The following is an 11,330-nucleotide window of genomic DNA, read 5'->3' on the forward strand; positions in this document are numbered from 1 at the left end:
TATCGCTTGATGGGCCGGCCTGGTGTGGTTTTTGATGGGCGCCTTCCCCCACGTGTTTTGGTTGAAGGCGCCCTTCATCCACGTAACTGCCCCCCGGGCAGGCGGGTTGCGGACAGGCGCCTACTCGAACACCCCGTAGCCCGCGACGGCGTGGGCCCGCACGCCGTCCATGTCGAGCTCCACGCCGATGCCGGGGGTGTCGGGAAGCGTGATGTAGCCGTCCTTGACGATCGAGCCGCTCCCGTCGGGCGCGTGGACGTAGCTGTCCCACACCGCGCGCTCGTCGAGGGCGTGCCATTCCTGGACGAAGAAGTTCGGGATCGCCGCGCACTGGTGCGATGTCGCCATCGTGCCCAGCGGCGTGGACACCAGGTGCGGTGCGAAGGGGATGTAGTGCAGCTCCGCGAGGTTGGCGATCTTCTTGGCCTCGGCGAGGCCGCCGCACTTCGGCACGTCCGGTTCGATCACGTCCACGGCACCGCGTTCGAGCAGCTCGCGGAATCCCCAGCGCAGGTAGAGGTTCTCGCCCGCGCAGATCGGCGTGCGGGTCTGGGCGCGCACCCGCACCAGCGCGTCGACGTTCTCCGCCGGCACCGGTTCCTCCAGCCACATCAGGCGGAACGGTTCGAGCTCCCACGAGATCCGGCACGCGCTCGGCACGTCGTAGCGGGCGTGCAGGTCGATGGCGAGATCGACGTCCGGCCCGATCGCCTCCCGGACGGCGGCCACGCGCTCGACCATCGACCGCAGCTCGGCGGCGTTGACCGTGTGGTTGAACGCGTCGAACTTGGCCGGGTGGCGCAGGTTGTCGACGTCGAACTTGAGGGCGGTGAAGCCCTCGGCGACCATCCGCTGCGCCCGGTCGACGCAGCCGGCGATCGAGCCGGCCGGGTCGTCGCCGTCGCCGCAGTCGGCGTAGAGGCGGACGCGGTCGCGGAACTTCCCGCCGAGCAGCCGGTGGACAGGCTGCCCGGCGGCCTTACCCGCGAGGTCCCACAGTGCGATCTCGATCCCGGACAGGGCGATCACGAACACCCCGCCCTGGGCACCGGCGAAGACGTTGTTGCGGCGCAGTTTCTCCCAGCACCGCTCGACGTTGCGCGGGTCCTCGCCGAGCAGCAGGGGTGTGAGGGTGTTGATCATTCCGACGACGGCACCGGCACCCGCGTCGGGATTGGCCTCGCCGAACCCGCTGAGGCCCTCGTCGGTGTCGATCCGCACCAGGGTGGCCTGACCGTGGTAGGCCACCACCGCCGTCGTGATGTTGACGATCCGCATCGCTCTCCCGTCTCCGGGCTGTCGCGGTGGGTAACTTGTCCTATAAGCTGATGACATGCAAAGGAGACAAGAGTCTCTGGACGCTGTCAAGGTGCGGACTCTCCCGGTGCAGGTCGCGGCACACCTGACCCGGCGCATCGTGAGCGGCGACATCTCCGACGGCCGTGCCCCGTCCGAGCTCGACATCTCCCGGGAGTTCGGGGTGTCCCGCGTGGTCGCGCGGGAGACGCTCAAGATCCTCGCCTCGCTCGACATCGTCGACGTCGCGCAGGGCCGCCGCGTCGTCGTGCGTCCTCGCGCGGAGTGGGACTACCTGAGCCCCCTGCTGATCGAGTGGCTGCCCGCGGAGATCGTCGGCGAGCTCCTGCAGGAACTGCACCAGATGCGCGTGCTGCTCGAACCCGAGCTCGCCGCCATGGCCGCGGCCAGCGTCACCGGCGAGACGCTGGACCGGCTCAGGGGAGAGCTCGACCGCATGGCGGCACTCGAGGCGGACCCGGACGCCTACCTCGAGGTCGACCACGAGTTCCACATGGAGATCTGCCGCGCGGCCGACAACCGCATCCTCGACCGGATCATGTACTCCGCCCGCTGGCTCGGCACGGCGAGCCGGCGCATCACCAACGAGGCGCCGGCCGGGCTGTGCCGCGCCACCGCCGAGCACACCGAGATCTACGAGGCTCTGGTGGCGCGCGACCCGGCGGCTGCCCGCGCGGCGATGCGCAGACACCTGAGCAACAACTACTCCACGCTCATCGCCGAGAAAGGAAAGCAGACCAAGCGGGCCGCTCGGCGTCGCTAGCGCACTGCAGCCAGGTGGATGAAGGGCTCCTTCATCCACCTGGAGTGGATGAAGGAGCCCTTCATCCCGACCCCGCCAGACCCGGCAGCGCGGCTCCCGCCTCGTTGTCCCGCCGGTTGCAACGTCGCCCCGTCGGCAAGCGTCCGCTCGCTCGGACGCGAGAGGAGTTGTTGACATGGAAGAGAAAGCGGGCTTATCGCGGCGCACGTTCCTCGGCGCCAGCGCGCTGGGCGTGCTCGGTCTCGCCGGGTGCGGCGGCGGACCGGCGCCGGCGCCGCAGGTCGACGTCCAGGTGCCCCAGGCGTTGCTCGACCAGGCGTCCTCGCTGCGCGGCGGGTCGGTGGGGATGCTCTCGCAGAAGCTGTACTCGGAGTCCGCCAACAAGGCGCTGGACAAGTCGCTGCAGGTTTTCGCGCAGGCGACCGGCACCACGATCCACAACGACCTGGTCTCCGGCGACGCCGGTGACATGGTCGCGAAGATGGACGCCGAGGTGAAGGCGGGCACCAGTCGCGACCTGGCCTTCGTGAGCGACCGTCGGTTCGTCGGCCAGCTCCACAACCTCGGCGCCCTCACCGACGTCACCGACGTGGTCGACGAGATGCGCAAGCTCTACGGGGAACCCGCGACGGAGGCGAACACCTACTGCGTGTTCGGCGGGCGCTGGTTCGCGATCCCGTACCACTTCATCGCCACCGCGATGTACCTGCGCAAGGACTGGTACACGGAGAAGGGGCTCCCGCTCAAGCCCCACTACACGTGGGAGGAGTTGCGGGACAACGCGCTGGAGGTCTCCGACCCGGCGAAGAAGCGCTTCGGCTGGGGCCTCACCGTGAACCGGTCCGGCGACGCCAACGGCTTCATCACGAACGTCATCAACTGCTACGGCGGGGCGATCGCGGACAACACCGGCACGAAGGTGGTGTTCAACTCGCCGGAGACCGTCGCCGCCGTCACGTTCATCGGCGACATCTACACGAACCCGAAGTACTCGCCGATGCTGCCACCGGGGGTCGGCAGCTGGACCGACTCGAGCAACAACGAGAACTGGCTGGCCCAGATCCTGGGGCTCACCCTCAACCAGTTCAGCGTGTACGCCGACTCGAAGACCAAGAACAACCCGGTCTACGGCAACACGCACGTGTTCAACGGCGCCACCGGCCCCGCGCTCGACCAGCCGCTCGCGTTCGGCGAGTCCAACTCGTTCGTCGTGTTCAAGGGGGCGAAGAACCCCGATCTCGCCAGGCTGGTGGCGAAGTTCATGGTCGGCGGGACCGCGCTGCTCGGTGTCGCGAAGGGAGCGCCGTGCCTGGTCAACCCCTCGTGGGACAAGGTGTGGGACTCCGACCCGTACTACACCAGCGGTGACCCGGCCTTCCCGGCGCTGCGGGAGCAGACCCGCACGCCGCTCCCGGTGAAGACCAGGACCGGTTTCGCGTTCCCCCAGGCGCCGAGCCCCGGTGAGCAGGCCGCCACCGCCGCCTACGTGCTGACCGACATGATGCAGTCGGTCATCCAGGGCACCAAGCCCGCCGACGCCGTCGCCTCGACGCACGCGCGGATCGTCCAGATCTTCGAGCAGCAGGGCTACAAGCAGTGACCGTCCTGCGCACGCGGCCGGCGCCGGTCCGTGCGGCGCCGAGCCCGTCGTCCTCCTCGCTCACCCGGTCGCAGCGCCTGCTCGGGCGCGACTGGCGGCTCGCGGCGGTGTTCATCGGGCCGACGCTGGTGCTGGTCGCGGGTCTGATCCTGGTCCCGATCGTCAGCTCGGTCCTCACCAGCGCCACGGAACGCCACGGTGCGGACACGGTCTTCGTCGGGCTGGACAACTACACCGCCCTCATCCACGACGCCCTGTTCCACAAGGGCGTGCTGAACTCGTTCGTCTTCACCGCGTACGCCGAGATCTTCAAGGTGACCCTCGGTCTCATCGCGGCGATGATGCTTCACCACCTGCGCCGCGGCCGGGCGGTCGTCGCCGGGGTGATCCTGCTGCCGTGGGTGGTGCCGACGGTGGTCACGGCCTTCACCTGGCGGTCCCTGTTCGACCCGATCTTCGGCAGCGTCAACGTCCTGCTCACCGACTCGGGCATCGGGCCCGCTCTGGCCGCGATCGGGCTCGTCGACCGCTGGCCCGCGGAGTGGCTGTCCGATCCCGCGCTCGCGCTGCCGGCGGTCATCCTGGTCAACGTCTGGAAGGGCATCCCGTTCTTCGCGGTGACGTTCCTCGCCGGGCTCAAGGCCATCGACGGCAGTCTGTACGAAGCGGCCATTGTAGACGGTGCGTCGCCGTGGCAGCGGTTCGTGCACATCACGTTGCCGGGGCTGCGCAACGTCATGATCGTGACGGTGCTGCTGTCGTCGATCTGGACGTTCAACAACTTCGACCTGATCTGGCTGATGACCCAGGGCGGACCGGGCGACGCCACCGCCCCGTACGTGATGGTGGCCTACTCGAAGGCCATCCAGCAGCTGCAGCTCGGCGCGGGCGCCGCGGTCACGCTGGTGATGCTGCCGATCATCGGCGTCCTGGTGGTGATCCTCGTGCGGCTGATGCGCCGCAACGACCGGCCGGGCGCGGGGGACCTGGGGCGCAGGCGGCTGACGCCCGCCCAGCGCCGGGCGCTGCCGTGGGTGATCGTCGTGGCTTCGGTGCTCGTGCTGGTCTGGGCGTCGCCGCACATCGTGTGGAAGGCCGCGCTCGTGCTGGGCGTGTTCGTGGTGCTCGCGGCCGCGGTCGGACGGGTGGTCTCCGTCCTCGCCGCGCGGGGCAACCGACTGGCCGCACGCGTGGTCGGCGGCACCGGCAGCGGGATAGCACTCCTGGGGCTGCTGGGTTTCGTGCTCGCCCCGCTGTACTGGATGACGGTCACGGCCTTCAAGTCCGACGACCAGATCGTCGCGCGCACGGACGACCTCTGGCCGACCCCGTGGACGACCGAGCAGTTCACCAACCTGTTCACGGGCAGGGCGTTCGGCACCTGGTACGTCAACACGATCCTGGTGTCGGTGGCCTCCACGGTGATCGCCCTGGTCTGCGCGGCACTGGCCGGCTATGCCTTGGCGCGCTTGAGGTTCCGGGGTTCGGAGAGCTTCACGGTGACGATCCTGCTCACCTACGTCATGCCGGGCGCGTTGCTGTTCATCCCGCTGTACCAGCTGATGAGCGGGATCGGGCTCAACGACTCGTTGTGGTCGCTCGTCCTCGCCTATCCCACGTTCACGTTGCCGTTCGCGACGTGGCTGCTCGTCGGCTACTTCAAGTCGATCCCGGCCGACCTCGAGGAGGCCGCGCTCGTCGACGGCTGCACGCGGTTCGGGGCGTTCCTGCGGATCGTCCTGCCGCTGGCCAAACCGGGGCTGCTCGCGGTCGCGCTGTTCACGCTCACCAACGCGTGGAACGAGTTCCTGTTCGCCTTCGTGTTCATCACCAAGGACGACTACAAGACGCTGCCCGTCGGCATGCAGTCGATGATCTTCGGTGACGTGGTGCCGCAGGGGCAGCTGGCCGCGGCCTCGCTGCTGATCAGCGTCCCCGTCGTGCTCATGTACGGGTTCGGGCAGCGGTTCCTGACCGAGGGCCTCACCGCCGGGGCCGTGAAGGGGTGAGAGGTCAGGCCCGGCCCTGCTCGGCACGCCACCGCTCGTACTCGGGCCGGGCCTCGTCCGACAGCGGGTAGTACCGCCGCAGGTCGCCGCCCTCGGCCAGCCGGATCCGGGAGAACTCCTCCCATTCCGCGTGCTCCTGGGCGGCGGCCAGCAGTGCGGGGGCGAGCTTGATCGGCACCACGACCGCGCCGTCGTCGTCGGCGACGACGATGTCGCCCGGTTCGACGAGCGTGCCACCGCACGCCACCGGGACGTTGACGGCGGCCGGGACGATGTCGGTCTGGGCGTGGAAGTTCGGTGTGGCGCCGCGGATCCAGAGCCCGAGGCCGAGCCGCTTGGCCTCGCCGATGTCGCGCAGACACCCGTCGACCACCACACCGGCACCGCCGCGGCCCTTGAAGTAGGTCAGCATCATCTCGCCGAACACACCGCTGCCCATGTCACCGCGCGCGTCGACGACGATCATGTCGCCGGGCTGGGCGTGGTACATGACGTGCCGGTGCAGCTGCTTCTCCGGCTCGGCGTACTCGTCGACCGGGTAGAGGTCCTCGCGCTTCGGCAGGAACTGCAGCGTCAGCGCCGGGCCCGCCACGCGCACGCCGGGCGTCACCGACACCGGGCCGCGGATGAAAGCGCTGCGGATGCCCATGCGGCTGAGCTCGGCGCTGGCCGTCGCGCTGCCGATGGCCGCGATGGCCGCGCTGAGCTCGGCGGGCGGGCGAACGATGTCGTGCGTCTCGACCACGTCGTTGACTCCCTGAGATCCGCGCTGACCGCAACTGCCGGAGAGTTCCAAGGAAATCAGCCGGCGACGAGGACCGCCAGCCGTTCGGGCGCGTCCGCCAGCACGAGTGCCGCCGCGCCCCGCACACCCGCGCTGTCGCCGAGCGCACCCGGTACGACGCGCAGCTCACTGGTGTGCCAGCTCATCGCGTTGCGTTGCACGGCCCGGCGAACGGGCGCCACCAGGACATCGCCGACCGCGGCCAGCTCACCGCCGATGACGACCAGCTCCGGGTTGACGATCGTGACCGCCTGGGCGAGCGCGCGGCCCACCGCGTCACCGGCGTCCTCCATCGCGCGGATCGCACCGCGGTCGCCGCCACGCACCAGGTCGATCAGCTCGGTGGTGGACGCGGGCCCGCCGTTGCTCGCCGACAGCAGCTTCGCGATCGCGGCCGGGCTGGCGACGGTTTCGAGGCAACCCCTGTTGCCGCACCGGCAGATCGCGCCGGAGGGTTCGACGATGACGTGGCCGAGCTCGCCCGCGAGACCGCCCGCGCCGAGCAGCAGCCGTCCGTCGGAGATGACGCCCGCGCCGATGCCGGTGGACAGTCTGATGTAGACGACGTCGTCGCATTGTCGTGCGACGCCGTAACGGTGTTCGGCGAGCACGGCTGCGTTCGCGTCGTTCACCAGCCGCACCGCGAACCCGGTCCGCTCCCGCAGCTCGTCGGTGGGCCGCACGCCGACCCAGCCGGGCATGATGCCCCCGGCGAGCAAGGTGCCCTGCCGGTCGATCGGGCACGCGATGCCGACGCCGACCCCCAGGATCCGTTCGGCCGGGATGCCGGTGGCCCGCTGGGCCTGCCCGATCAGGTCCGCGGTCTCGGTGAGCACCTCGTCGGCGCCGTTGTCCACCAGCCGGTGCAGGTCGCGGTCCCACACCGGTTCGCCGAACAGGTCGCACAGCACGACCCGGACGTGGTCACGGCCGATGTCCACGCCCAGCGCGTAGGCCGCGTTCCGGTTGAGCGAAAGGGTTCGCGCGGGCCTGCCGGTGCGCAGGCCGTCCTGCGGGGCCGCGTCCTCGTCGGTCACGACGCCGGTCCGGATCAGGTCGGCGATCACCGAGCCGACCGTCGCCCGCGCGAGCCCGGTCCGGCGCATCAGTTCGGGCCGGGACAGCCGCCGTGACTCGGCCAGCGCCTCCAGCACGCGCACCCTGCCCAGGCTGCGCAGGTTCACCGGCGGATCGGGGGACGGCCGGACAGCGGGCACGGGGTGCGGCATCCGGTCACGGTAGCAGGACAGTTCAGCCGACTTTGACGTTAAGTGACCCCTGGGAGGACCCGGATGGACCTTGCTTACTGTCCAAAACTGGCGAACTCTGTGGTCCGCGCTAGCTGGTCGCCGCCCAACAGCGTCGAAACGACGAGAGCCACCTGCGATGTCGGAGGTACTCATGTCCCCAGTCCCCACCGGTCGTCGGCGTGGGTGGGCGGGTGTAGTGGCGGCGCTGGTCGTGGCACTCGTGGTGCCCGCCGTGCCGGCCCAGGCCGCGAGCGACCGACCGGTCTACCTGGACACCCGGTACACCTTCGCCGAACGGGCCGCCGACCTGGTGTCGCGGATGACGCTGGGCGAGAAGGTGCTGCAGCTGCGCACCAACAGCGCACCGGGCATTCCGCGGCTGGGAGTGCAGCCGTACACGTACTGGAGCGAGGGCCAGCACGGGCTCAACCTGCTGGGTGCCAACACCAACGACGGGGGAGTGGGCGGTGGTGTGCACGCCACGAGCTTCCCGACCAACTTCGCGAGCTCGATGTCGTGGGATCCCGCGCTGCTCTACCAGGAGACGACGGCGATCTCCGACGAGGCCCGCGGCATGCTGGACAAGTCGCTGTGGGGCGTGGCGCAGAACAACATCGGCCCGGACAAGGCGAACTACGGCGTGCTGACCTACTGGGCGCCGACGGTCAACATGGACCGCGACCCGCGGTGGGGCCGCAACGACGAGGCGTTCGGTGAGGACCCGTTCTTCGTCGGCCGGATGGCGGGTGCGTTCGTCAACGGCTACCAGGGCCACACGCCCACGGGGCAGCCGATGTCGCGCTACCTCAAGGTCGCGGCCACCGCGAAGCACTTCGCGCTCAACGACGTGGAGAACAACCGGCACGCGGACAGCTCGGACACGACCGACGCGAACATCCGCGACTACTACACCGCGCAGTTCCGCAGCCTGATCGAGAACGCGCACGTCAACGGGCTCATGACGTCGTACAACGCGATCAACGGCACCCCGGCGCCCGCCGACACCTACCTCGCGAACACGCTGGCGCAGCGGACCTACGGCTTCAACGGCTACACCACGTCGGACTGCGGTGCGGTCGGCGACGTGTACGCGCCGGGCAGCCACAACTGGGCGCCGCCCGGCTGGACCACCGCCACCGTCAACGGCTCGGCGGTCTGGACGAACACCGCGACCGGGGCGAAGGTCTCCGGCGCCGCGGGCGGCCAGGCGTACGCCTTGCGCGCGGGCACCCAGCTCAACTGCACCGGCGCCGAAGCCACCGTCGCGAACGTCGAGGAGGCGATCAAGGCGGGCGTGCTCAGCGAGGCCGTGATCGACAACGCGCTGGTGCACGTGTTCACGACGCGGATGCGGACCGGTGAGTTCGACCCGGCCGGCAGCGTGCCGTACACGAAGATCACCAAGGACCGGATCCAGAGCCCGGAACACCAGGCGCTGGCCGCGAAGATCGCCGCGAACTCGTTGGTGCTGCTGAAGAACGACGCGGTGCCCGGCACCAGCGGCAAGCTGCTGCCCGCCGACCCGGCGAAGCTCAACAACGTCGTGATCGTCGGTGACCTGGCCGGTGTGGTCACCCTGGGCGGCTACTCCGGTGACCCGGCGCTCCAGGTGAGCCCGGTGCAGGGCATCACCTCCGCGGTCAAGGCCGCGAACCCCGGTGCCACCGTCACGTTCGACGCCTGCGGCACGTCCACGACGTCGACCACCCCGGCGAAGTGCTCGCCGCAGACCCTGGCCGCGATCTCGTCCGCGGACCTGGTGGTCGTGTTCGTCGGCACCGACACGAACCTGGCGACCGAGGGCAAGGACCGCACCACCATCGCCATGCCCAGCGCCTACCGCTCGTTGATCGACCAGGTCGGCGCGGTCGGCAACCACCGGACGGCGCTCGCGATCCAGTCGAACGGCCCGGTCGCCCTCGACGACGTGCGGGGCGGCTTCCCCGCCATCGTGTTCAGCGGCTACAACGGCGAAAGCCAGGGCACCGCGCTCGCGGACGTGCTGCTGGGCAAGCAGAACCCGAGCGGACGGCTGAACTTCACCTGGTACAAGGACGACACGCAGTTGCCGGACGTGAAGAACTACGGGCTCACGCCGTCCCAGACCGGCGGTCTCGGCCGCACGTACCAGTACTTCACCGGCACTCCCACCTACCCGTTCGGCTACGGCGGCAGCTACACCACGTTCGCCTACTCGCACGTGACGACGAACGCGCGGTCGGTCACCGCGGACGGCCGGGTGACCGTGCACGCCGACGTCACCAACACCGGTCCGGTGCCGGGTGCCACCGTGGCCCAGGTGTACGTGGCCACGCCGTTCACCGTGCCCGGCGTGGAACTGCCCCGCAAGCGGCTGGCCGGCTTCCAGAAGACGGCCGTGCTCAAGCCGGGCCAGACGCAGCACGTCGCGGTCCAGGTGCGGATCAGCGACCTGGCGTTCTGGGACCAGCAGCAGCGGAAGCAGACCGTCTACAACGGACAGTACGAGTTCGGGGTGGGCGCGGACACCGAGCACGTCGTCACCGCGCGCCCGGTGGCGGTGAAGGGAACGATCAAGCCGCGCGTCCGGTACGTCACCGTGCAGCCCGCCCAGACGGTGTTCGCGCCTGGCCAGAGCATCGACCTGACCGGCAAGAACCCGTGGATCGCCGACACCACCGGCCGTCCCGGCGAGCACCCGGTCGCGGACAGCGTCGTCGAGGCGGTCAACAACGACGAGTCGTTCGTCGACCTGGCGAAGGCACACGTCACCTACCGCAGCAGCGACCAGAAGGTGGCCACGGTCAGCAGGACCGGCAAGGTCACCACCGTGGCACCCGGCGTGGCGACCATCAGCGTCACCGTCAACGGCGTCACCGGCACGACACCGGTCGTGGTCAAGCAGCCGTTCTCGCTCAGCGCGCCCACGCGGGTGTCGCCGGGCACGGCCTTCACCGCCACCACCACGTTGCCCAACCCGGCGAACGCCCGGCCGCTGCGCGACGTCACCATGACGCTCACCGCGCCGAGCGGGTGGACCGTCCAGGCCACCACGCCGTCGAAGTTCGCCACCGTCCAGCCCGGACAGACCGTGACCACCACCTGGCAGGTGACCGCGCCCGCCACGACCCAGCCCGGCAAGTTCGCCGTCACGGCCCAGGCGACGTTCACCTCCGCCAACGGCCGCGGCACCTCAAGCGACTCGACGACGCTGATCCTGCCGCACGCCCCGTACCCCTCGCTGGCAGCGGCCTTCGACAACGTCGGCATCACCGACGACAACAACACCGCTCCGGGCAACTTCGACGGCGGCGGCGCCAGCTTCTCCGCCCAGGCACTGGCCGGCGCCACGCCCAGCCTGACGCCCGGTGCCACGTTCGTCCACGACGGACTGACGTTCACCTGGCCGAACTCGCAGCCGGGCACCAAGGACAACGTGGTGGCCGGCGGGGACGCCGGTGGCCAGATCATCGAGATCTCCGGCTCCGGCAAGACCCTCGGCCTGATCGGCGCGGGCGACTACGGCAGCCCGTCCGCCCGCAGACGACGACCTGGCCGTCCTCCACCAGATATCCGATGTCCCCTGTGGACAGCCAGCCCTCGGCGTCCTGGGTGGCCAGCGGCCCGT

At 69.9% G+C, this 11,330-nt stretch carries 7 protein-coding genes; 4 read left to right on the forward strand and 3 right to left on the reverse strand.

Annotated elements, in window-relative coordinates:
- Window positions 1-120: 120 nt before the first annotated feature.
- On the reverse strand, window positions 121-1,278 hold the full coding sequence (locus ABZV40_RS45495; protein ID WP_355456346.1) for a mandelate racemase/muconate lactonizing enzyme family protein: 1,158 nt from the start codon (window positions 1,276-1,278) through the stop codon (window positions 121-123).
- 91 nt (window positions 1,279-1,369) lie between these two features.
- Between ABZV40_RS45495 and ABZV40_RS45500 the strand changes: the two genes are divergently transcribed.
- The 3 genes from ABZV40_RS45500 to ABZV40_RS45510 all read left to right on the forward strand — a co-directional run bounded on the left by ABZV40_RS45500 (window position 1,370) and on the right by ABZV40_RS45510 (window position 5,689).
- Window positions 1,370-2,080: an FCD domain-containing protein gene (locus tag ABZV40_RS45500; protein WP_355456347.1), complete on the forward strand. Its 711-nt coding sequence runs from the start codon at window positions 1,370-1,372 to the stop codon at window positions 2,078-2,080.
- Between the two features lie 175 nt (window positions 2,081-2,255).
- Entirely contained in the window at window positions 2,256-3,680 is a 1,425-nt protein-coding gene (locus tag ABZV40_RS45505) for an extracellular solute-binding protein (RefSeq protein WP_355456348.1), read from the forward strand.
- Entirely contained in the window at window positions 3,677-5,689 is a 2,013-nt protein-coding gene (locus ABZV40_RS45510; protein WP_355456349.1) for an ABC transporter permease subunit, read from the forward strand. The genes ABZV40_RS45505 and ABZV40_RS45510 overlap by 4 nt, the downstream gene beginning before the upstream one ends.
- A 4-nt stretch (window positions 5,690-5,693) precedes the next feature.
- On the opposite strand, the gene ABZV40_RS45515 is transcribed toward ABZV40_RS45510, so the two are convergent.
- Both ABZV40_RS45515 and ABZV40_RS45520 read right to left on the reverse strand, forming a co-directional pair.
- On the reverse strand, window positions 5,694-6,434 hold the full coding sequence (locus ABZV40_RS45515) for a ribonuclease activity regulator RraA (protein ID WP_355456350.1): 741 nt from the start codon (window positions 6,432-6,434) through the stop codon (window positions 5,694-5,696).
- A 56-nt stretch (window positions 6,435-6,490) separates the two neighbouring features.
- Window positions 6,491-7,702 carry an ROK family transcriptional regulator gene (locus ABZV40_RS45520; RefSeq protein ID WP_355456351.1) on the reverse strand — a complete coding sequence of 404 codons (1,212 nt, stop codon included), beginning with the start codon at window positions 7,700-7,702 and terminating at the stop codon, window positions 6,491-6,493.
- 172 nt (window positions 7,703-7,874) lie between these two features.
- Between ABZV40_RS45520 and ABZV40_RS45525 the strand changes: the two genes are divergently transcribed.
- The coding region (locus tag ABZV40_RS45525; RefSeq protein ID WP_355456352.1) for a glycoside hydrolase family 3 C-terminal domain-containing protein at window positions 7,875-11,330 on the forward strand (3,456 nt) is incomplete at its 3' end.

Source organism: Lentzea sp. NPDC004782 (assembly GCF_040609115.1).
In the GTDB taxonomy this organism is placed as follows: Bacteria; Actinomycetota; Actinomycetes; order Mycobacteriales; family Pseudonocardiaceae; genus Lentzea.